The 21776-nt window shown below is 63.4% G+C and carries 18 protein-coding genes; 8 read left to right on the plus strand and 10 right to left on the minus strand.

All coding sequences use genetic code 11. From position 1 onward, the window contains the following. A partial coding sequence (locus JOZ76_RS14365; protein WP_291699285.1) for a 2Fe-2S iron-sulfur cluster-binding protein occupies positions 1-294 on the minus strand: 294 nt, incomplete at its 3' end. A gap of 261 nt (positions 295-555) precedes the next feature. Here JOZ76_RS14365 and JOZ76_RS14370 point away from each other — a divergent pair. From JOZ76_RS14370 to JOZ76_RS14380, 3 genes are all read left to right on the plus strand, one after another. Beyond that, positions 556-1128: a DUF4142 domain-containing protein gene (locus JOZ76_RS14370; protein ID WP_291699286.1), complete on the plus strand. Its 573-nt coding sequence runs from the start codon at positions 556-558 to the stop codon at positions 1126-1128. A 206-nt stretch (positions 1129-1334) separates the two neighbouring features. Continuing rightward, complete coding sequence (locus JOZ76_RS14375; RefSeq protein ID WP_441300032.1) at positions 1335-1727, plus strand: DUF2231 domain-containing protein; 393 nt, start codon at positions 1335-1337, stop codon at positions 1725-1727. Next, positions 1724-3082 (plus strand): PQQ-dependent sugar dehydrogenase, encoded by a 1359-nt coding sequence (locus JOZ76_RS14380; RefSeq protein ID WP_291699287.1) that lies wholly within the window; start codon positions 1724-1726, stop codon positions 3080-3082. Before JOZ76_RS14375 ends, JOZ76_RS14380 begins: the two co-directional genes overlap by 4 nt. Before the next feature lie 27 nt (positions 3083-3109). Here the strand turns inward: JOZ76_RS14380 and JOZ76_RS14385 are convergent, their stop codons facing one another. Then, complete coding sequence (locus JOZ76_RS14385) at positions 3110-4318, minus strand: MFS transporter (RefSeq protein WP_291699288.1); 1209 nt, start codon at positions 4316-4318, stop codon at positions 3110-3112. A gap of 293 nt (positions 4319-4611) precedes the next feature. Here JOZ76_RS14385 and JOZ76_RS14390 point away from each other — a divergent pair, with 293 nt between their 5' ends. Further along, on the plus strand, positions 4612-6180 hold the full coding sequence (locus JOZ76_RS14390; protein WP_291699289.1) for an oleate hydratase: 1569 nt from the start codon (positions 4612-4614) through the stop codon (positions 6178-6180). Positions 6181-6257: 77 nt separating this feature from the next. On the opposite strand, the gene JOZ76_RS14395 is transcribed toward JOZ76_RS14390, so the two are convergent. The 6 genes from JOZ76_RS14395 to JOZ76_RS14420 form a co-directional block, all read right to left on the minus strand. Continuing rightward, positions 6258-6632 carry a hypothetical protein gene (locus JOZ76_RS14395; RefSeq protein ID WP_291699290.1) on the minus strand — a complete coding sequence of 125 codons (375 nt, stop codon included), beginning with the start codon at positions 6630-6632 and terminating at the stop codon, positions 6258-6260. A 348-nt stretch (positions 6633-6980) separates the two neighbouring features. After that, positions 6981-9479: a two-component system VirA-like sensor kinase gene (locus tag JOZ76_RS14400; protein WP_291699291.1), complete on the minus strand. Its 2499-nt coding sequence runs from the start codon at positions 9477-9479 to the stop codon at positions 6981-6983. After that, positions 9476-10357 carry a cytochrome-c peroxidase gene (locus JOZ76_RS14405; RefSeq protein ID WP_291699292.1) on the minus strand — a complete coding sequence of 294 codons (882 nt, stop codon included), beginning with the start codon at positions 10355-10357 and terminating at the stop codon, positions 9476-9478. The genes JOZ76_RS14400 and JOZ76_RS14405 overlap by 4 nt, the downstream gene beginning before the upstream one ends. 83 nt (positions 10358-10440) lie before the next feature. After that, positions 10441-10827, minus strand: coding sequence for a hypothetical protein (locus JOZ76_RS14410; protein WP_291699293.1), 387 nt, complete (start codon positions 10825-10827; stop codon positions 10441-10443). A 362-nt stretch (positions 10828-11189) separates the two neighbouring features. Next, positions 11190-12011: a response regulator gene (locus JOZ76_RS14415; protein ID WP_291699294.1), complete on the minus strand. Its 822-nt coding sequence runs from the start codon at positions 12009-12011 to the stop codon at positions 11190-11192. 339 nt (positions 12012-12350) lie between these two features. Then, a complete protein-coding gene (locus JOZ76_RS14420) occupies positions 12351-13337 on the minus strand; it encodes an amidohydrolase family protein (protein WP_291699295.1) in 987 nt (328 codons plus the stop codon). Between the two features lie 134 nt (positions 13338-13471). Between JOZ76_RS14420 and JOZ76_RS14425 the strand changes: the two genes are divergently transcribed. The 3 genes from JOZ76_RS14425 to JOZ76_RS14435 all read left to right on the plus strand — a co-directional run bounded on the left by JOZ76_RS14425 (position 13472) and on the right by JOZ76_RS14435 (position 18527). Next, positions 13472-13681, plus strand: a complete 210-nt coding sequence (locus JOZ76_RS14425) for a hypothetical protein (protein ID WP_291699296.1) — start codon at positions 13472-13474, stop codon at positions 13679-13681. A gap of 906 nt (positions 13682-14587) precedes the next feature. Further along, a complete protein-coding gene (locus tag JOZ76_RS14430; protein ID WP_291699297.1) occupies positions 14588-16768 on the plus strand; it encodes a phospholipase D-like domain-containing protein in 2181 nt (726 codons plus the stop codon). A 211-nt stretch (positions 16769-16979) separates the two neighbouring features. Next, entirely contained in the window at positions 16980-18527 is a 1548-nt protein-coding gene (locus JOZ76_RS14435) for a toll/interleukin-1 receptor domain-containing protein (protein ID WP_291699298.1), read from the plus strand. Positions 18528-18548: 21 nt separating this feature from the next. Here JOZ76_RS14435 and JOZ76_RS14440 read toward each other — a convergent pair whose 3' ends face one another. Both JOZ76_RS14440 and JOZ76_RS14445 read right to left on the minus strand, forming a co-directional pair. Then, on the minus strand, positions 18549-19886 hold the full coding sequence (locus JOZ76_RS14440; protein WP_291699299.1) for a TRAFs-binding domain-containing protein: 1338 nt from the start codon (positions 19884-19886) through the stop codon (positions 18549-18551). 12 nt (positions 19887-19898) lie between these two features. Next, positions 19899-20501, minus strand: coding sequence for a hypothetical protein (locus JOZ76_RS14445; RefSeq protein ID WP_291699300.1), 603 nt, complete (start codon positions 20499-20501; stop codon positions 19899-19901). A 301-nt stretch (positions 20502-20802) separates the two neighbouring features. On the opposite strand from JOZ76_RS14445, the gene JOZ76_RS14450 reads away from it, so the two are divergent. Further along, the gene (locus tag JOZ76_RS14450) at positions 20803-21282 is read left to right on the plus strand and encodes a histidine phosphatase family protein (RefSeq protein ID WP_291699301.1); all 480 of its coding nucleotides are present in this window, start codon (positions 20803-20805) and stop codon (positions 21280-21282) included. The last annotated feature ends 494 nt before the right edge of the window (positions 21283-21776 follow it).

Here is a 21776-nt window from a genome sequence, read left to right on the forward strand (position 1 = left end):
GCAGGCACCGCACTGGCCGTGATCGCAGCCCTTCTTGCTTCCGGTCAGGCCGAGATGTTCGCGCAGCGCATCGAGCACGGTCGTCCTGACATCGATCATCAACGGCTTGTCCTCGCCATTGACGCGCAAGACCATGCTGACCGGCACCGCAGGATCTTGCAGAGCGCCTGAGTTTGGCGACTCTCCGGCGCCACGCGCCGTGAGCGGCGTCATAACTGCGGTTCCGGCCGTCGCGGCCAAAAAAGCTCGGCGATTGAATCCGGGTGGCGTCGGGGGATCGGCGGCGTCGGTCATGAACGGCCTCCATGACGGCTCTATGACGGCTCTCGCGCACGGCGTACGGCCATGCGGGTTCTGGGCCCAACCAGAGCGCGTGGCGCTTGTTCCGGTTTCCGCGCTCTGACACGCATCAGTGAAGACGCGCCGATCACCGGAGAAGATCGGAACCAAGCGCCGCGGCGGTTCCGATCGCGCTTCAAGGCGCCGCGAGGCGCCGACTAGGAACTAAGTTCGTGCGCCGGTCTTGAACTGGAACAACACCTCCCGGAGGCTGACATGAACAGACTGACCACCACCATTGCCATCACGGCGCTCGCGATTGCACCAGCGGTCCTGGCGCAGTCGATGGGCGAGAAAACCGGCGTCAACTCCGCGCTCGGCATCAGCCCGACCACGCAGGATTTCGTCAAGGAAGCGGCGACCAGCGACATGCTTGAAATCGCCGCGGCGAAGATCGCGCAGGACAAGGGCGACGCCGAGGAAAAGAAGTTCGCCGGGCAGATGATCACCGATCACAGCAAGACCACGTCCGAGCTCAAGGAGTTGGTGAGCAAGGGCGATGTCAAGGCGGACATTCCGGCAAACCTCGATGAGTCGTCACAGAAGAAACTGGACAAGCTGCGCGACGCCAAGCCGGCCGATTTCGCCGACACCTATGACCCGATGCAGGTCAGTGCGCACAAGGACGCGGTCTCGCTGTTCGAGCGCTATTCGAAGTCGGGAGAGAATGCCAGCCTGAAGGACTGGGCCGGCAAGACACTTCCGACGCTTCGCCATCATCTCGACATGGCGGAGGCCCTCGACAAGAACCGCGACCAGGACCGTCGCACGCAAGGCATGAGCCGATAGGTCCAGCGGGTTTTCCGGTCCGATTGAATCGGACCGGAGGCTCTGAGACCGCTCTAGGAACCCGCCTGACGGCTGACCGTTGGGCCATGAAGACCGCGATGAATCCGATGAGGCCGGCCTTGACGGACGAACCGATTCCGCCCCCGACAGGGCCCTTCGAAGCCTTGCGCTCGACCGCGCAGATTGCCGGCCACCCGATCCATCCGATGCTGGTGCCAATCCCGATCGTGTGCTTCATCGGCGCGCTCGTAACCGATATCGCCTATGCGGCCACTGCGGAGATGATGTGGACCGATATCTCCGCCTGGCTGCTCCTGGTGGGGCTCGTGTTCGGTGTGCTCGCCGCGATCGCAGGCCTGACGGATTTCATCGGCAATCGCCTGATCCGCAGCCAGTCGCCGGCCTGGCCGCACATGATCGGCAATCTCGTCGTCCTCGTGCTCGCGTTTTTCAACGTGCTCGTTCACAGCAGGGACGCCTGGACCTCGGTCATGCCGACCGGTCTGATCCTGTCGATCGTCACGGTGTTGATCCTGCCGATCACTGGCTGGCTGGGCTGGGCGATGGTCTATCGCCATGGCGTGGGAGTGGTTCGATGAAGCCGGCGCGACAAATTCCTGCCAGAACAGTCTACATCGTCCTGACCTGCGGCGCGGCGCTTGCCCTTGCCGGATGCAACGATGGGAGCGGCGATCCGAAAACTGAAATAGGCGCCAATCCGACGCTGCCGGCCGTGCAGCAATTCCTGTGGCCGCCGATGCATCTTGCGCGCGTCGTAGGATGGAAGCAGGACGAGAAGCCGAGCGTTCCGAACGATTTGAAGATCCAGCCCCTGGCCACCGGACTAGAGCATCCGCGCTCGCTTTACGTGCTTCCCAACGGTGACGTCCTTGTCGTGGAGTCGAAAGCGCCGCCGGCACCGTCGCCGAAGCGGCCGAAGGACATCGTCATGGCATGGGTCGAATCATGGGTGACCTCCGGCGGCAGCGACGGCCCGAGCAATCGCATCACGCTGCTGCGTGACAGCAACGGCGATGGCGTACCCGAGGTACGCAGCGTGTTTCTCGACCATCTGAACTCGCCGTTCGGCGTGGCGCTGGTCGGCAACGACCTCTACGTCGCCAATACCGATGCCATCGTGCGATATCCCTACACGCCCGGCGACACCAAGATCACCTCGCCCGGCACGACGCTCACGCCGCTGCCCGGCGGACCGATCGACCATCATTGGACCAAGAGCCTGGTTGCGAGCCGGGATGGCTCATTGCTGTATGTCGGCGTGGGCTCCAACAGCAACATCACGGAGAATGGCATCGAGGCCGAGAAGAACCGCGCCGATATCCTTGAGGTCGATCGCGCCACCGGGCGCTTTCGTGTCTTTGCCAGTGGACTGCGCAATCCCAATGGTCTGAGCTTCGAGCCGCAGAGCGGTGCGCTCTGGGCCGTCGTCAACGAGCGGGACGAACTCGGGCCTGACCTCGTCCCCGATTATCTGACCTCGGTGAAGGAAGGCGGCTTCTACGGCTGGCCGTACAGCTATTTTGGTCAGCACGTCGATCCCAGGGTTAAGCCGGAGCGCCCCGACCTCGTCGCCAAGGCGATCGTGCCGGACTATGCGTTGAGTTCGCACGTCGCGCCGCTCGGACTTGCGTTCTATGACGGCACCGGCCTGCCCGAAACCTATCGCGGCGGCGCCTTCGTCGGCGAGCACGGTAGCTGGAACCGTCAGGTCCTCAACGGCTACAAGGTGGTGTTCGTGCCGTTCAGCAACGGAAAGCCGTCCGGCATCGCCCAGGATATCGTGACCGGTTTTCTGAACAACGACGATCAGGCCCGCGGCCGTCCGGTCGGATTGGCCATCGACAAATCCGGTGCGCTGCTGATTGCCGACGATGTCGGCAACACGGTCTGGCGCGTGACCGCCAGCGACCAGGCAAGCACGGCAAGCCGTTGAACGGCGGCACGGAGGCGCGAGCCTAAGTCATTTCCTGTAGATCAGGCGCATGGCAAGCGCGGTCAGCGCGAACGCAATGATGAGCGCCGCGAACGCTGCATCGGCGACGACGGCGCCCGCCAGCGTCGAAATGACGCCGACCCCGATCACCGGCAGCGCGTTGCCGGAAAAGCCGCATATGAAATAGCTGGACACGACCGCGGCGCGCTTCTGTTCGGGCGCAATCTGGTTGACGACCTGCAAGCTGCCGCGATAGCCGAGCGCGGCCGCAACGGCGCAGCACGCGGTCGCCGCGATCAGCAGCCACATCGAGGCCAGGACCTGGGCCGACACGACCAGAACGACACTCGGGATCATCAGGCCAAGCCCGACGAGCATGGCCATCCTGCTCGGCAGGCGCTGCGTGAGAAGGATGGTCGCGGCCACTGTCATGGCGAGTTCGAAGAACAACGCGCCCGCAACCGCGTGGTTGGCGACATGCAGGTCCTGGGCAAGCACGGTCGGCCCGATGGCGGCAAAGAAGCCGACCAGCGCCATCGCGCCAAACCCGGTCACGGCCGGCGCGATGAATTCGGCACGTATCTCCGGTGGAACGGACACGTTCGGCCGGAACGGAATCCTCTGCAGGCCGCGCGGATGTGCGATCGTCTCCTGCGTCCGCCAGATCAGGGCCGTCACCACGACCAGCGCGACCATGTAGATGATGAAGGGAAGCCGCAGCGGCCAGGGCGCATATTGCGCCAAAACTCCTGCAATCAGCGCACTGGTCGCGAGGCCAAGGAAGTTGACGCTGGTCGCAATCGCCGTCGCCAGCGTCTTGTCCTTGCGGCCGATGAGTTCGGCGAGCCAGGCGGTCCCCGTGCCGGTCGCGATGCCGATGCTGATGCCGCTCAGGATCCTGCCGGCGTAAAGCCATGCGACACCGTCGGCGAACAGGAAGACGAGCGCACTCAGAATGGCAATCGCCATGGCCGGAATGGTCGTGCGGCGTCGTCCGAGTCGATCGGACAGGTGGCCAAGGAACAGCAGCGCGACCAGGTTTCCGAGCACGTAGGCGCCGTACACCAGCGTCAGCGTGATCTGCGAGAAGCCGAACTGCTCCTTGTAGATGACGTAGAGCGGAGTGACGAGCGTGCTGCCGGCAAAGGCGGCCCCGATCATGGCAGCAACGGACGAAACCGCCGCGCGACCGGTCAGCTCGGTGGTCCGCCGGCTGACGAGATTCAATAAGGTCATGAACGTCCTCACCTCGACGAGGTGAAAACCCCCGGGCGCCGGTGCAGTTCCGATCACGAGAGCCGCCAAGACGTCGCGCTGGCGCGGACGACAGCTTGAACCGCTGTTCCCCAAGCGCAATGCGCAGGACGTCGTCATGGTCCTTGCCAAAATGGCCGTGACCCCGGGCGCAATTTGCGGTAGAAACCGCGGCATCCGTCAACGTCTTTTCAACCGAGGACACCGCCGGTGCTCATCCCACTTGGTCGCGCCGCGGATCCAAACCCGCCTCACCGGCCGACCGGAGCAGGGCGATGAAGGCGCATATCGTCGGTGGCGGGTTTGGTGGCCTCGCGGCCGCCTTTTACCTGATCCGGAACGCGGGCGTGTCCGGCGAGGACATCACGATCTACGAAGCGGATGAGCAACTCGGCGGCGCGTTCTCGCTGGGCGGAACGGCGGAGAGCGGCTATGTCCTGCCGTGCGGTGCCGTGTTCGACAAGGAGTTTCGCTGCACATTCGACCTGCTCGCGGCGATCCCCTCGCGCGCCGATCCGGCGATCTCCGTCCGAGACGAATTCTTCGCCTTCAATGCGCGCTACCCGTTCCGTGACCGGGCCCACATCATCGATCGCGACGGCCACATCGTTCACGGTCCGCATTTTGGCCTCGGCCTGCGCGACGGCTTCGACCTCATCAAACTTTCCCTGACGCCTGAAGCCATGCTGGACGGCCGGCGCATCGAGGAATTCTTCTCGCCAAAATTCTTCTCGACCGAGTTCTGGCTATTGTGGTCGACCATCATGGGGTCTCTGCCGCAGCACGGCGCGGCGGAGTTCAGGCGATATATCAACCGCACCATCGCTCTGTTCCCCGACCTGTCGGACATGACGCACATCCTGCGTACCCAGCTCAACCAGTACCAGGCGTTCATCGAACCTCTGGCTGACTGGCTGCGTCAGCGCGGCGTGAAGATGCTGACAGGCGCCCTGGTTCGCGATATCGGCTTCGTCGCATCGCGCGAACACATCACCGTCGACCGGCTCGATTATCAACGAGCGGGTTCGGCAAGCTCGGTTGCGGTCGGTGCCGAGGACATCGTGCTGGTGACCACCGGCTCGCAAGCTGCCGACCTTTCGGTCGGGTCGATGACCGAGGCGCCAGGGCCGCAGACCAGCGGGCGGTCGTGGGAGCTGTGGAAGCGGCTCGCACATGCGCGCACGGAGTTCGGCAGTCCCGATACGTTCTTCGGCGCGGCCCGCATCCCCGACTCGCGCTGGGTGAGTTTTACGGTCACCACGCGCGGACCCGAACTCATTGATCTGCTTTCGGCCCTGACGAGCAGCGAGCCGGGAAGCGGCGGGCTCGTGACCTTGAAGGACTCGAGCTGGGTGCTGTCGCTGTCGATCCTGCACCGGCCCGAAGTCATCGGCCAGCCGTCCGGCACCAATGTGTTGTGGGGCTATGGCCTCTATCCGGAACGCAACGGCGACTTCGCGCGGAAACGGATGGCGGAATGCACGGGTGCGGAAATTCTGCAGGAGGTGCTGCGGCATCTGCGCTTCGACAGGCAGCTCGACGCGATCATGGCGTCGTCGATCTGCATCCCCTGCGATCTGCCTTACGTCAACAACATCTGGCTGCCGCGCCGGCGCATCGACAGGCCGCGCCCGGTCCCGACAGGTTCGACCAATCTTGGACTGCTCGGCCAGTATGTGGAGGTCTCGCGGGAGGTGGCGTTCACCATCGAATACTCCGCCCGCACGGCCTGGGAAGCCATCCACCTCCTGCTCGGGCGCGGACCCGCGCCGCCGCCGGTCTATCAGGGGCAGTACGATCCGAAGGCGCTGTTCAGCGCGCTGAAGGTGTTTCTCTTCCAGTGATCCACGCCAAATATGATCTGCGCGGCAACCAGCCGGCATCGCCGTACTGGAAGACATGTCACGCAGATCTCCGGCTGTCATCCGCCCCAACGGTAGTGGGGATTCCAGTGATAGGTCCCGTAGCTGGGATAGGCTTCCGGAGCCCAGCCGGAGTCGTAGGTATAGGCCGGGTCGCTATAGCCGTAGCCGTAGGACGGATAGTAGCCGCCACCGTAATACGGGGCCGCGATCGCGCCGCCGATCAGGGCGCCGGCCAAGGCGCCGGCAGCAAAACCCGCTCCACCATGCCAGCCGCCGTGCCAGCCGCCGAAACGCACCGGGATCTGCTCACTCCGCTGCGCCATCGGCTTGGCAGCCGCCGACAAGGCCGTGACCGGGGCCGCGACCGCAGGTGCGCCGAGCGACATCGCACTGATCACCAGAAGCGCGGCAGGAATTTTGAAGTTTTGCATGACATTCCTCCGATTCGCACTTTTCCGCCAAGATCAACGCGGCTGACGGCGCTTGGTTGCATATCAGGCGGCCTAACCCCTTGAGCGAGGCCGCTGACCCAGCGCAGCAGTTTCTTGTTGCGAGGTCTGCCGCTCAAGCCATGAACTGATTCTGTGGCCTGGTGACGAATGCCTTCGACGTGGCTCAATCTCCAAATAGCTCACCGAAACGCGATGAGCCTGACTGCCTCGCAGCAGATGCGCGCCCCCCGGACCTCGTCTCGGTCGATCACGCCGGTGCATGCCATCGCGAGATCATCGCCATGCAGCGCGCCGAAGTCATCCTTCTCTGTCGGCATTGACAGCGCCTCACACCGGAATGCGCGCCGGTCTCGCCTGCCGCTGCAGCCGCAGATCGGCCTTCTTGACGGCGGCGCCATAGGTCAGCGCAAACGCGATCTCTTCGGCGACGATCGGCCAGCGCACCACGTCGGAAATGCCGGCGCCGACCAGCGTATCGGCGCCGATTTCGATCGCGGCCCGGGTCGCCAGCACGATCGGCAGTCGCGGCGCCGCCATATGCAGGCTGGCCGCCATCTCGAGCGCACGCGCGGCCGATCCGAAATCGCCGACAATGATCATGTCGAAGCGGCCCGGTTTGGTCCGGCATTCCGCAACCGCGGCATCGGATTTGCTGAAGCCGACCGGCTCGTAGCCGAGCGCCGCAAGCATCTCTTCGTCGCGCAGCAGCCGCTCGCAATCCTGGGCCACCAGCATGATCGTCTCGCCCGTCCCGGTCGGGAGCGTGCTCGAGCTCGGCTCGGTCTGCTCCGCGGTCGCGATCCGCGGCAGCCAAACCTCGAAACGGCTGCCCTCGCCAGGCCTGCTGTGCACGTTCATGGCTCCGTGATGGTCGCGAACGATTTCGCGAACGGTCGCCAGTCCAAGGCCATTCCCTGACGAGCGCGTCGTGAAGAAGGGCTCGAAAATCCGCCCCAGCGTCGTCTCGTCCATGCCCTGTCCGGTATCGGTGACGGCGATGCAGACATACCGGCCGGGCCCGATCTCGCCATGGCTGAGCGTGCGCATCTCGGACAGATCGTCGAACGCGGTCGCAACCTCGACGCGGCCGCCGTCAGGCATCGCGTTTGCCGCGTTCGTGCACAGATTGAGCAGCACCTGCTGCAACTGGGCATGCTCGCCGGAGACCAGCGTGGCCGCCGGAGGTTGGCAGATCACGACTTCGACCGCGGCAGGCCGCGAGACTTCGAGAAGCGACGCGGTCTCGGCGATCAATGCGCCGACGCTCAGGGGTTTGCAGCGCAGCGCACGGCTGCGTCCAAAGACCAGAATCTGCTCGATGAGATCGCGCGCGCGCTCGGCGCCGCGGCGTACCGCGCCGAGGTTGCGCAGGAGCTTGGCGTCGGTACCCACACGCTCTTCCATCACCTCGGCATGGCCGAGAATTCCGCCCAGTATGTTGTTGAAGTTGTGCGCGATGCCGCTCGTGAACATGCCGAGGCGTTCCATGCGTCGCGCCTGCCGCAGGCGCGCCTCCAGCCGGGTTCGTTCGTTTTCCATCGTATGCCGCGCGACCGCCTGAACGATCGTGTCCAGCGCCATGCGCAATAACCCAAGCTCGTTGCGCCGTGCGCGGCAGGGCCGCCCGACCGCGTCAAAGCCCAGCGCCACGCGAAGGTCCTCGACGTCGGCATTCGTCGCGCAGGCCCATCCCCCAAGGCCGAGATCGAGCAGGATCGATCTGGCTTCACCGACCGGCATTCGCCGGACACACGAAACATGGACGACGCCGTCAGCGCCGCCCAGCCGGGCTGCCAGATTGAGAGCTCGCGTCGGCCAGTCGGGCGGCGGCTGCATGCCTTCCTTGTGCCAGACGTGAAGACGCTGCACTGGACTGGACATCACGAAATAGGCGCGGTCCGAACCGCAAAACCCCGCCATTTCGGCCAGCGCCCGATCGATTTCAGCATCGACGGCCTGCGGCAGCACGTTGATGAAGCGCATCGAGATGCCGGCGATCATGTGCTCGATCGCGGCGCGGCGGTGCAGCGCCCTGGCGCGCGCTTTGAGGCGTACTCCGAAAAATATCAGGGAGGACAGCAGTAGCAGCGAGGTCCCATAGAGCAGCGAGCGATAGCTGCGGGCCGACATTCGCGACGCAAGCTGATCCTTGAGAACCAGCGCACGGAGCGCATCGCGGTCCTGCTTTTGCGGCAGCGCGCGCATGGCTTTCAGCGTGCCGTCGACGGAGGGAAGCAGCCGGTGCACGAGCCGGCCATGGGCCAGCAGTCCCTCGACCGCCGCGTCCTGTCCGCTTCGCCGCGCCGCTTGATCAAGCTCATCGAGCCGGTCCTGGACCTCGCGCGCCGCCGCCGGCGATGTGTCGAGTGTCAGGCGCAGAATGGCTGCAGCGACGGCACTGACGGCCGGGTCGAGGTCCGACGGGACCGCGCCGGCGCCAAAACGTCCGAAGAACGACAACGAGTTCTGCAGCAGCGCGTTCTCGCTCTTGAACAACTCGACCAGTTCCTCCTCGCGATCGATCGAGGCCGCCAGCCGATCGACCGCCGCGGTGGCCTCGGCATCGATGGCGGCAGTCTCGCGCACGCGTTGCAGCGCAGGCCGCAGCGCATTGATCTCGAGCACCAGGGGATCGTAATTCCGCAGCATGCCGACGCGCGCCGCGAAGACGTCGCGATGCAGGGCGTTTGCTATCATCGCGAAATGATCGAGCTCGGCGAGCGCGTGATCGAAGAGTTCTGCTTCCGGATTGACGGCGCGAAAGGAGAACCAGGTCAAGGCGAGCACCAGGCAGGCAACGAACGCAACGGGCGCCGCGGCTCTCATGGCGCCGCCCCCACGACCGGCGCGCCGCGATAGTTCCCTGTCAGGGTTTTCAGAAAGAGAACCAGGGACGCGACCTGCTGATCGCTGAGCGTGCGGTCGAGCTGCGCTGCCGCCATCCGGCGGACCGCATCTTCAAGGGTGGCCGCGCTTCCATCATGAAAATAGGGTGCGGTCGCAGCGACGTTGCGCAGGCTAGGCACGCGGACGATTCTCGGCGGTCCGACAACCAGGGGACGGAAAATGCCCTGGCGTTCGAACAGATTGCCGCCGACATTGACGCCCTGGTGGCAGGCGCTGCATCCGAGCGATTTGAACGTGCGGTAGCCTTCGAGTTCGCCGGGCGAGAGCGCCGACGTGTCACCGCCAAGCCAGCGGTCAAACCGCGCCCCCGGCGTGAGCAGGGATCGCTCGAAGGTCACCAGCGCGTCGAGAAAGGCGTCGCGATCGAGGTCGCGTCCGTAAGCGGCACGGAACCGGCTCGTCACGTCAGGATCCTTCTGGAGCCTGCGAACGGCGGCTTCCGCATTTGTGTTCATGTTCGCTGGATTTTCGAGAGAGGCCTCGACATGCTCCGCGAGGTTGCGAAAACTCCCTTGCCAGCCCAGCCGAAAACTGAGCGCGGCATTGAAGACGGTCAGTGTGTCGTACACCGGCATGGCGTTTCCTGGTTGCGTCCTGATGCCGCCGGCGCCGTTGCTCCTGATGTCGTGGCAGGACGCGCAGGCCAAATTTCCGGCCGTTGACAGCCTGACATCGCCGAACAGGCGCGCGCCGAGCGCGAGCTTCAGCGGATCGGCGGCTGGCGGCTCCGGAACAGGCGTGATCGGCTCGTCCTCTGCGACAATTTTGGCTTGCGCGGCCGCAGGTGCGGATTGCACGGCAGCGATGCATGCGAGCGCCGCGCCGGCGAACATCCACCGTGCGAGCCATCGTAGGCCCAGGACCGCCGAGCCTGATCGCGCTATTCCCACCGGCTTTCCCGTCTGACGGCAGCTCCGGCGTCGCCGCGGCAGATCGAGGTCGCGCCCGCCTTTGACGATGGCGCTGCACACGAATCGGACCAACGTGCACGACCTGCGCGTGCCGGCTCGGATGGTGGCGCCGGTTCGGTTTGAGATCGCGCCTGACCGGGTTTGTCGGGTGCGCGGAACGGCACCACGCCATCTCCGTCGCGGCGTTCAATATCGTGGTCCTCCAGCGGAAAGGTCGGATACATCGCCAGCGCATAGGCGGCGCAGCCCGCGCAGAACTCCGCAACCAGCCAAGACACGATCGCGATCGGTGCATTCGGCAATGCGCCAGCGACATGCACCATGAGTGCACCGGCCTCTGCCATGAGACGGGACACGGCTGTTGCGATTGTCCGTCGTGGCGGCTTTTGCCGGGGAAACGGCAGCAGGGATGTCCTGGACTTGTTGCCCGATTCGGGCATCGGTTCTGAGGTGAGGCGCCGATCAAGCGGGCGCAGCGCGCTTCTCCGCGACGAAGCAGGAACGAAGGGCAATGGCTTTGCAAACGGCATCGATGTCTCCCAGGCCATATCGGTGCGGGAGACTCTGCCGGCGCCATGTTTCCGGAGCATTTTGCCCCGCCCCGTTATGGCTACCGCTGTAATCTGCGCAGCGGCCGGCCCTGCTGCGACGGCCGACGCCCCGCCGGTCAGCCGCCGCGCCTTCACGTTGCAACGTCGCCTCGCGCGAGCGGCAGGCATCACAGACGCTCGACGGCAAGCGTGAAGACATAGCCGACCCCGCGCTCGGTCCGAATGATGGAAGGCACACTGGGATCGCCTTCGAGCTTGCGGCGCAAGCGCAGCACCTGCACGTCGATGCTGCGATCGAAGACGTCTTCGTGAACGCGGGTCGCCTGCAGCAGCTGCTCGCGGGACAGTGGCCGCTGCGGCGCATCGAGAAAGGCGATTAGGAGCGCGTACTCGCCTTTGGTCAGGGCCACAGCTTCGCCAGCCACATTGGTGAGGCGACGGCCGCGCCGGTCGAGCTGCCAGGTGCCGAAACGACAGCGGCCCTTGTCGGGATCGCGTTGCACGGCAGCCTGTCCCGCCTCCCGACGCCTCAACACCGCGCGGATGCGAGCCAGCAATTCCCGCAGGCCAAACGGCTTGGTGATGTAATCGTCCGCTCCGAGCTCCAATCCGACGACGCGGTCGATCTCGTCGCGGCGATGACCCGTGGTGATGATCACGGGAATGTCGGAAGTTGCGCGAATCTCGCGAAGCAGATCCAGCCCATCGTCCTGGCCGAGCCGCAGGTCGAGCACGACGAGGTCGGGCTGGTTGCGGGCGAGCAGCCCAGCCACGTCTTCGCGCCGCGAGGTGGAAATCGCGCGGATGTCATGTTCCTCCAGATAGTTCGTCACCAGATGCCGCATCGTGCTGTCGTCTTCGACGACGAGGCACAAAGGGGATCTGCGATCAGGGCTGCTGCTGCTCGGTAGCGTGCCGGGCGGTTCGAACGCGTCGCCGTTGAATTGGCTCGCCGAACCGCCCATTGGACTTTCGGTCCTTTCGTTCATTCGGTCTCTCCGGCGCCCCAGAATACCGCTATAGGGCACGCGATCTTGCATCGCAGCACACGTTTGGGAGAGCAACTTCGTTAGGTGTTGACATCGTCGTTCGGGCGGCGCGTGCCGTGGTCTCGCGTGGGACCGACGATTTGTTACAGTCGTAACCGAGGGACTTCGTCTCGAAATCTATTCCTGCCAACCATTGATCATCATTTCAGCGCGTCCTGACGTCGGTTCCTCGGCGCGAACCGCGCTTACCGTGGCCAAAGGTGACAAGACAATTCCCGACGATGGACTTGCCGGGAAATTATTCCAGCTCGGCGGTTTCTCGACCCGAGCGCTGCGTCGCTATGGGGTCAGGCGCGGGATCAACCTGCATGCGTTGCCGCTCCCGATCGCGCGAAGGTCGGACTCGTCAAAGCCAAGCTGTTCGAGCTTCGTCATTTGATCGAGTGCGAAGTAGGGATAATCGGAGCCGTACGTGATCCTGGAGACCGGGACCAGTTCGCGCAGCGCGGCAATCGCTGCGGCGCTGGTTGAATTGGCGGTGTCGTAATTGAGACGTCGGAACTCGCCCATGATTCCCTCAGGGGCGAACGCGGGTGCGGCGGACGTACCGCCGGATCGCGCGTAGAACGACTCGATCCGGCCCGCCATCATCGGCATCGTGCCGCCGGCATGGGAAAACAGCCAGTTGATGTTCCGCCAGCGCGCGAGTCCTCCGGACAGCAGCAGGCTGGTGATCGTCCGGGTCGTGTCATGGGGGACCTCGATCACGGCGGGAAAGGCGCCGACACTGAGCTGCGCGCAACAGCTTGCGACCAGCGGATGCACATAGACCACGGCGTTGCGCCGATTGAGCTCGTCGAATACAGGCGTAAAAGCGGCATGGCCCAGCCACTTGTCGCCATAGTTCGTCTGCAGGCCGATGCCGTCGGCCTTCAGCGTATCGAGGGCATATTCGATCTCCTTGAGCGTCCTGTCGACATCGAGCATCGACAGCGTCGCGAACAGTCCGAACCGCCCGGGATGATCTCGCATCATCGCCGCGGCGAAGTCGTTGCAATCGCGGGCGAGCCGGCTTGCTTTTTCTGCATCGAGATTGAACCACACGCCGGGCGTCGACGCGATCGAAAGGACGCCGACCCGGATCCCGGCTTCATCCATGTCCTCGATCGCCTTCGCTTTCGACCAGGCGACCTGCCCCGCGAAATGCGGGATCTTGCGCTGATCCTCCCAGTCCAGCCAAAGCTTCTGGTATTCCGGCGGGTAGAAATGATGATGGGTGTCGATCAGCACGCGCTCTCGCGCGGCAGCCGGCGCCGCAGGCAGCACGGCTGCCGCCCCAATTGCGACTGCACCGCAGACCAATTGACGACGCGATAGGCCGGTGCTCTGGCAGCACGCACAGCTCGCAAACTGGTGTCTGCGCGGATGGAAACTGATCATGGCGCCTCTCGCTGTTGCAAATGACTGATCGGGTTCTTCATTGGGCCGCGGGCAAGGGTGTTCCCTTCGAAATTGGCGCTGCCGCGTTACGGCGCGATTTCGGAGAACTGGCGAAGGTTTCTGATGTAACCATTTTTGAAGGGATCTGTCGCTCTCCCGTAAGGGCGCCGCCGGTGATGACCGGGCTCAGCCTGCAGGCGCCGCGCCAGCCGCAGCAAAAACCCTTCTGATGTTCTCGCCGGACCCGTTCGGCGTTGACGACGCGTCGATCGGACGCACGACGGGCGATTCGCGCATGCGCGCCATGCGCAAATTGCCCGTCGTGCCATCGTGTCGCAGAATGTGTATTCTGAAATACAGAAAAATTCTTGACGCCGACCCCGAATCAGGAGCATGATGCGCGCCGTCCCGCACTCGATAAGGGGCGCTTCGCGATCGTCACGAACGTTGGGCGCGGGATGCGATGGACGTATCGGGTCGCAGCGCGTTTTCCGCGCGGACGAACGATCCCGATACGGACGCGAAGGCGTGTGGTCCTGGCCTCCCGACGCTGAGGCCAAGCTCGCATCGTGACGAACGATGCAGGCGATGGAGGCAAGAAAGCCCGGTCTCCAGGGAGAGCGCGCTATAAGCGTTAAAACCATCGCGCAGGGAGGGCCGGGTCGCCTCGGCCAAACCTGTGGTGACTGCCGCCAGCTTTTCTTTTTGCTGGCGGGCCACGGGCGCGGCCAGCGCCCGGCCTTCCCTGCGCCCTCTGTCTCCGAGGGCGAGCGATCGACGCAGGACTCGGGTGCCATCGCACCGCGGGAATGATCACGTTCATCCGCATGACATCCGCGCCTCGTATCTTGAGCGGACGTGTCTTGAACAGACTTATCTTGAACAGACTTGTCTTGAACGGACTTGGACAGCCGAACGCTTGCGGACGACCATCCCGGTGCAAGCAGGCCTGGGTACGCCGCGGACAAACATCCCGCGTTTTGTGAAGTGGTTCACTTGACTGCGTTGCAACTTGAGCGCTGCAATCGAGGGTTCCTTTGCGCCGGGCTCTGGCCGCGGTCCACGAGGTCGAATCACTCGCGGTACGCCGACAAGCCCTCCACGATTTGACGCGTGCATCGCCTCAGGAGTTCCTCATGACATGCTTCATCAATGCAGCCGGAGCCTGGTGCAACGGCGAGGTGGCTTATCTTGCCTGGAAGGCCAACCGGATCGACGGTTGCCTCGGTTACATGATCACCCGCGTGCACGAGACCGGCCAGGACGCCGGTCAGCGGCGCATCCTGCCGACCTGGATCGCCTTCACCGATCAATCGAATCCACAATGGCTGGCGCAGGATGCCTCGGTCTGGCCGGTGCAGAGCTTTGAATGGCGCGACCTGACGCTGCGCCGTTCGCGCGATCAGGCCACCGTCCGTCCGATCAACTTCCGAGTGCACTACGAAATCGTGCCGGTCGGCACCGCAGGTCCCGGCCGAACCCCCGTTCCGCCATCGGCGACGGCGCCGTTCAAGGATGCAGAGGGCAAGCCGCGCTATGACGGCACCCCGCGGCCGCTGTTCACGATCGGGACGCCCTTCGTCACCGCGCCAATCGACGTCACGCATGACTACGGCGCGGTCCGGGCGACCTTCACCAACGGCATTCTGTCGACCCAGAACCTTCTGCAGCAGTTGCGCAGCGCCGCGAAGGCCCATGGGGAACCCGCGGCGCCCCCCAACACGACCAAGGGCCTGCTTGCGGTTCTCAAGCAAGAGATCATTGATCCCAAGAGCGACATCCGCGCCTTTCTGACCGCCGACGTGCTGTCGTTCGTGCGCCAGCTGCTCGACCGGCAGATGAATGAAGGAGGCGAGCTCTTTCTCGCGCTGTACGAACTGCATGATCCCGAGTTGATCAGCCTGCTGGTCGAGGCCGTGAAGGGCGGCAAGGTCCATCTCATCCTGTCGACAGCCGGCTCGACCAATCCGAATGCGAGGGGAACGGCGAAAGACGAGCGGCAGCCCGTGGTGTGGGACACCGAGAACAACGATGCGCGGGCCGCGCTGCACAAGGCGGCGAGCGCGTCGATTCAGGACCGCATGTTCAACAATTCGACGCCGATCGGCCACGACAAGTTCGCGGTCTATGTCAAGAACGGCGTGCCGACTGCGGTCATGACCGGAAGCACCAACTGGACCGAGACCGGGCTCTGCACGCAGTCGAACAACAGCATCATCATCGAAGACGGCGGTCTTGCGAAATTCTATCTGGATTTCTGGCATCGGCTGCAGGCCGATGCGCAACCCAAGCGCGTTCCGCTCAGCGTGCCCACGGCCAAGGGCAAAATCGTCGGCGCCGCGCCAAACCACGCGATCCAGGGCCAGGAGCTGCGCCGTGCGAACATGCGTCCGTTCGGCCCCGTCACGCTCGCCGACCAGGTCTCGAAGACCGAGGTGTGGTTCTCGCCGAACACGCAGGCGACGAAAAAGACCGACCAGTCGCCGATGCCCGGCGACCTCAATGACGTCTACACGCTGATGGATCACGCCAAGCAGGCGATCCTTTTCCTGACCTTTATGCCGGGCGAGTCCGGCAAGCAGAACATCATCGGGGAGGCCGCCAAGCTCGCCAAGCTGCGGCCGGAACTGCTGGTGGCGGGCGCGATCAGCGACCCCTCGGCGATGCCGAATTTCGTTCGGCCGGTGAAAGGACAGCCGAAGCCGAAGGTGAAGATCCCCCCGCCCAGCGTGTGGTGGCCGGACGGTGAGGACAGCCGCATCGCCATGATCCGCGCCACGGCGATCAGCACGCCGGTCGGCGACCTGCATCCGGAGCTCCTGAGCGCCGGACACGCCATCATCCATGACAAGATCATCGTCATCGACCCCATGGACAAGGACGGCTGCGCGGTCATCACCGGCAGTCACAACCTCGGCTACAAGGCCTCCTACGATAACGACGAGAACCTGCTCATCATCAGGGGCAACCAGGCGCTGGCGCTGTGCTATGCCGTCCACGTCATCGACATCTATCAGCACTATCTGATGCGCGCCAAGCAGGAGGATGAGGAGCGAAAGGCGTTGCTGGCGGGCAAGACGCCGAAGCCGCCGAGTCTGAACCACGGCTTCCTGACGACGACTGACAGCTGGCAGGATCGCTTCTTCACGAAACAGCCGCCGACGATCCTGAGCTATTTCCTGCAGGATGCGGCCGGAGCGGCACCGCAGGCGCCGCCGAGGATCGCGGCTGCGAAGGCGAAACGCGGAGCCAAGAAGACATCGTCCCGCGCCAACGCTCGCACAGGCCGTTCGAAGCCGGCGCGGCGGGTCAGGTGAAGGCGGAAGCATCGGCGCAGCGTAGCTGTCTTCGTATCGTCATCTCAGTTCGATTTTGGAGCATGCGCATTTCAACCGGCGTGTTCAAATCACAGGATTGTTGCTTCGGTTGAGCGCTCTTGCTCGAATCGACGCACATGCGTTTCGAATGACCTAATGACATGAGGGCTGGACCATGGGCATCCTCACGCGTTTGTTTGGAAATGACATCATGCCGGCAGCACCGCTGGCCGCATTGGAACCGGTTCCCGTCCAAGGCAAGCCCGGAATTTTCATATCGTATAATCACAAGGACAAGATCATCGCGTCCGCACTGGAGGAATCGCTCGCCTCGCTGAGTGATTGCAACATTTTCATCGACCATGCGGGACTCGAGGGCGGCGACGATTACGAGGCCAAGATATCCGAGGCCATTCGCGCGTCCCATTGGTTCGTCATGGTCTGCAGTGGTGCGGCGAAGCCCGAAAAAGACATGAGCTGGTGTTACTACGAGGCCGGGCAGTTCAGGGCCAAGCTCGAGGCGGCGGACCAGGCCAAGGCGATACGTGACCGGCTCTGTTATCTGTACGACGGCGAACGCCCGAGCCAGCTTACGCGCTATCAGGGTTATCTGATATCCACGGCCGATCGCAGCGGAAAGCCCCTCAATGTGAACGTCGAGAGCGACGATTCCATCGGCTATGAAAGCACCGAGCTGTTCAATTTTCTGGACCTGATCCTGACGAGATCGCGGATCAGCCCGCTGCGGAACATCAATGACCCCAATGTCAGAAAGCTGATGCGAAGCGGCGTGCGCAAGATCACCTGCGCATTCGAGCAGAACCGGATTGACGACGTCGTCGGAGAGGAAGTGTTTCAGCCACGCATCAGCTTCCGAATCCCACCGCCGTCGGGGGAAGTTAAAGGGCTTGGTCCCGAAACCGTGATCGCGGGGGAGTACCGCGCACTGCAGGACATTTTCTCGATCGCGGGGTCCGAAGCGACCTGGGCGGATGTCAAGGTGAAGTCCTCCAGATATTCCAGCAATGGAATGATCCCCTTGTGGATCAATGACCTCGAGGCAGCGGCGACGGACGTGGCACGGGGAGATGTGCCGCGACAGACCGATTTCCTGTGTTTCGGAAGCGACGAGAAGTACTACCGTCCGATAATCGCCCGATATGAGAAATTCAGAAGCTCGGCCAAAAAGTGCTACGTCGCCTTCATCCCGGCACGCGACCGCCGGTTCAACCTGACCTTCAAGACCTCGCTTCTTCTCAGTGCCCTGATTCTCTCGGTCAGGTTCCGTCAGCGGGTGCTGCCGCTGGTGGAGGATCTGAAAAAGCTCCAGCAGGCGCCGGAGAGCAGGAAGACGGAGCTGTTGCAGAAGATCCAGAACGAGATCGTGATGGTGGAGGCGGAGGCGATGGAGTTCGGGCTCAGTCCGCCGAAGGACGAGCATGATGAACCGCCCTTGCTCAGCAGCTTCCGGGACGGGCCCGACAAGGACTTTTTGCGCGCGGAAATCAACCGATGGTCCGGCACCAGAGCGGCGATCTTTAACACGATCGGCGAGGCTCGCGATCCCAAGAAGGAGACCAGCTGGTCGGAAGCGGCGACAACAGTGATCGCCGGTTTCGAGAATCTCAGTCGGATCAACGGCACATTCATCGATCTCGTGTGCAACGAATTGCTTTATGCGGAGAAGGTCGAAAGCGCGGGCGCGGTGAGCCGCAAGCCCGATGCGGGCCTGCCGATCCTCTCCCAAGTAGCCGGCTGACAAGGCGCGCCGTTCGTGAGGTCAGGCCGCCTTGATCCGCGCGATGACGGCGGAGAGCCGCGCCCGCTTCTCGGCATCCTTCGTTTGCGCGACGCTGGCCTCGAGGTCGCCGAGCACGCTGGCGACTTTCCACTTGGACTGGCCCTCATCGATCACCTGATCGGCCAGTTCGTCCGCCTTGTCAGCCTCGCCGAGATCGAAGGCCGCGGCGAGCAGGGTCGGGCGCAGCCATTCGTCGGCGACGTTCAGCCGTCTGGCGCGCTCGCAGGCGGCAATCACCAGCCGCAGCGTCGTTTGTGCGCGCTCTTCGTCACCCGCCCTCGCGCGCGTGCGATAGAGGCGCGGGAGGTTGCCGGAGCAGAAGTAGGCGTTGAGATCGAGCTCCATGCCTCGCTCGTAACAGTCGATCGCCTTGGCGAGGGCTTGCCGCTTTTCCGCATCCGAGCCTGCGGTTTTGGCGAGGCGCTTATAGCGGCCGCCCATCAGGCCGAGGCGTTCCGGCGTGGGTCCCGCCAGTTCGATCAGCGTTTCGATCTCGCCGATGGCCTGCTGTTCGTTGCCAATCTGCGCCGCCGCGAACGCGCGGTTCTCCTTCATTTCGGGCTGGTCGGCAAATTTCGCAGGCAGACTGCGCACGAAGTCGAGCACAATCGTCCAATCCGCAGCAGTATCGGCGACGTCCCGCAGCAGCATCACAAGAGCAATGGCTTTCGGATAGGTCGTGGGCGGATTGCCTTCCCTGGCAATCAGCTCCTGAGCCGCGTTCATCCGCTCATTGGGCAGGGCCGCACGCACCGTGCGTATCCTCGTCTGGAAATCGGCAAGTTCCGCCAGCTGATTCCGCATTATTGTCGCCTTGGCCGGATCGACCTTGTCCGGATAGCCCGGAATCGACTGGTGCATCGGCGACGACCCGTCGCGCAGCATCGTGATGCTGTCGCCGATTGCGGCTCGAAAGGCTTTGGCGGTGTGCTCGGTGATGCTGCCCTCGGAAAGCGGATAGCGGATGGTTCGCATCTGCGCGACATCGAACAACGGCTTCGACCAGTCCGCGGCGAGCAGCACGCAGCCGGTCTGCTGCGAGGCGTGACGAATGCCGACCTCGTAATAGACATTGCCGTTCGGGATCGTCATGTCCGCCAGCACGAGATCGGCAAAATAGATCCGTTCCAGCATCTGGCTGGCGATCATCGCGCCAGTGTCCTGGTCGGCGCGGATCGGCTCGTAGCCGAGCGCCTTGATGGTCGGAACATAGCCGCGATCCCACAAGGCGTTGAAATCGATCTCGGCCGGTCCGCGCCCAGGCTCGGCCTGGGTGGGCTTCGTGCCGTAGGGCATGATCATGAAACAGACGGGCATGACGCAATTCCTTCAATTCCATAATTTTCGCGTATCCAGCCAATAAATTCGCGCGCTCTCGCGGCGCGCTGCTTCCATGAAATGTTGCGTTCCGCCGGGGCCGTCGCCCCCCTCCCCATTCCAGAGCGTGACGAACGCCATCCGCGCGCCGCCAAATCGCGCCGCCTGATCGAGCATCCATCGGTTGTTGCGCTCATAGGGATTGTCGCCGGCGGAGAGCGGGCCGAGTTCATTCGGCATCACGTGCAGCGTCGCGCGTGCTTTCGCCGACAGATAGCGGTCGTGCCAGTCGGCGCCGGCGAAGTCGACCGAGTTCGCCAGGAAGGTCGGTTCGCTCAAGGGGATGTAGAGCTCGAGCGCCATACCGTGCGCCAGACCGGCTTCGGCAAACAGGAGATCACCGCCGCACGCGCCGCCGCAAATGGCGACATCGCCGGCAGTGACACCAATTTCCGCAAGCGTCCTGGCGATTGCCGCCGCGGCAACCGCCTCCTTGTCCCGAGGAAACCGCGGCACCGTGCGACCGGGCGCATCGATCATGTGGCCGCTGAAGAGAACGACATTGTTCGGCGGCCTGTCGGCTTCAGCTGGCGGCATCGCGACACCTGGGTTCATCCAAGCCCGTCTAGTATAGCCGACGACGCCCGATTTGTCGAAGAGCGGTCAGGCAAACGGCGCGGCTACGGATGACCAGAAAGCTCAGCCAAGACGGGCGACAAACCCGCTCATAACGTGCTTCGATGCGATTAGGGTACTTCCCCGAATGTCGTCTGTTCGCTGACTGACGGGACGGTGAAGCCTTATTCTGCAAATGTGGGCCGGGCCACACATTGCCGCCAGCAAGCGATCTATAAAGCTATCGCGAAACTCGGCGTCGTACGCCGTTAGCCGTCCTTTTGATCGAAGGCATTCTACGATGGGCACCAAGACAATTCTCGTCATGCGACACGCTGAGAAGTCCGGCGACCCCCTTGATCCGAACCTGACCGATAAGGGACGCGAGCGGGCAAATGCGCTCGTCGATTACATTCCCAATGCTTTCGGCAGTATACCAAAATTTCTCTTTGCCAGCGCGGTTTCGAAACACAGCCGGCGCCCGATCGAGACGCTCGAACCGCTCGCCGCCAAATTCGATTTGTCGATCGACAGTACATTCGCCGATCAGGATTACGGGGCGTTAGCGCATCATTTGAGACACTCCGGTCAATTCGACGATGTGCTGTCCGTTGTGTGCTGGCATCACGGCAATATCCCCTCGCTGATGCATGCCCTCAAAGCGGACGCGAGCGATTATCCCGACCCTTGGGAGCGCGATATCTTCAACCTGATACTTCGGGTGATTTTGCGCGAAGGCGGACAGCCGCCGATCGTTGCAGAAGTAACGGAGCCCTTTTAACTAGAGCATCAATGGGAGGGTTCGACGCGCGCCGGAAATCCGCTAAACTGGCCGGGCGATCCCGGGAGCTATGATTCTACGATCGCCATCGAATGTCGCGAAGGCAAGAGCAAAACTTGTGAGGAGGAAGAACTGCAGTCGGTCTACCCGTGACGATCATGAATTCGTCCCGAGCCTCAGCCTCAATCAGATGGTGGAGAGCGGCAAGTTGGAGCCCTACGGGTCTGTCTTCGCTCTCGCGATGCTCGAGCTTCGCCGGACGTGCTTAACTCCTACGGTATTGCATGGCCGCGCCATGCGAAGCTCGCAAGGGCGAGGCATGGTGCCCCCCGGTTCGAATCCCGCTCACAACCTTGAACCATCGTGATGCGTGGGGCAACGGCGCTACGGGTGAGAATCCGTCCTGGGGCGATGGCGGAAACACACTCGCAAAGTCCTGGATCTTTCGCTTTACCTTTCGCGGCCGCTCCCGTGAAATGGGGACTCGGCTCACT

Origin of the sequence: Bradyrhizobium sp. (genome assembly GCF_019244115.1) — a bacterium.
In the GTDB taxonomy this organism is placed as follows: domain Bacteria; phylum Pseudomonadota; class Alphaproteobacteria; order Rhizobiales; family Xanthobacteraceae; genus Bradyrhizobium.

Excerpts from the sequence above, each read along its gene's own strand:
- JOZ76_RS14370 (WP_291699286.1), top strand. The coding sequence starts at position 556 with ATGAACAGACTGACCACCACCATTGCCATCACGGCGCTCGCGATTGCA.
- JOZ76_RS14445 (WP_291699300.1), bottom strand. The coding sequence starts at position 20,501 with ATGAACCCAGGTGTCGCGATGCCGCCAGCTGAAGCCGACAGGCCGCCG.
- JOZ76_RS14390 (WP_291699289.1), top strand. The coding sequence starts at position 4,612 with ATGAAGGCGCATATCGTCGGTGGCGGGTTTGGTGGCCTCGCGGCCGCC.
- JOZ76_RS14425 (WP_291699296.1), top strand. The coding sequence starts at position 13,472 with ATGACTGATCGGGTTCTTCATTGGGCCGCGGGCAAGGGTGTTCCCTTC.
- JOZ76_RS14440 (WP_291699299.1), bottom strand. The coding sequence starts at position 19,886 with ATGCCCGTCTGTTTCATGATCATGCCCTACGGCACGAAGCCCACCCAG.
- JOZ76_RS14395 (WP_291699290.1), bottom strand. The coding sequence starts at position 6,632 with ATGCAAAACTTCAAAATTCCTGCCGCGCTTCTGGTGATCAGTGCGATG.
- JOZ76_RS14375 (WP_441300032.1), top strand. The coding sequence starts at position 1,335 with ATGCTGGTGCCAATCCCGATCGTGTGCTTCATCGGCGCGCTCGTAACC.
- JOZ76_RS14380 (WP_291699287.1), top strand. The coding sequence starts at position 1,724 with ATGAAGCCGGCGCGACAAATTCCTGCCAGAACAGTCTACATCGTCCTG.
- JOZ76_RS14435 (WP_291699298.1), top strand. The coding sequence starts at position 16,980 with ATGCCGGCAGCACCGCTGGCCGCATTGGAACCGGTTCCCGTCCAAGGC.
- JOZ76_RS14415 (WP_291699294.1), bottom strand. The coding sequence starts at position 12,011 with ATGAACGAAAGGACCGAAAGTCCAATGGGCGGTTCGGCGAGCCAATTC.
- JOZ76_RS14385 (WP_291699288.1), bottom strand. The coding sequence starts at position 4,318 with ATGACCTTATTGAATCTCGTCAGCCGGCGGACCACCGAGCTGACCGGT.
- JOZ76_RS14400 (WP_291699291.1), bottom strand. The coding sequence starts at position 9,479 with ATGAGAGCCGCGGCGCCCGTTGCGTTCGTTGCCTGCCTGGTGCTCGCC.
- JOZ76_RS14430 (WP_291699297.1), top strand. The coding sequence starts at position 14,588 with ATGACATGCTTCATCAATGCAGCCGGAGCCTGGTGCAACGGCGAGGTG.
- JOZ76_RS14450 (WP_291699301.1), top strand. The coding sequence starts at position 20,803 with ATGGGCACCAAGACAATTCTCGTCATGCGACACGCTGAGAAGTCCGGC.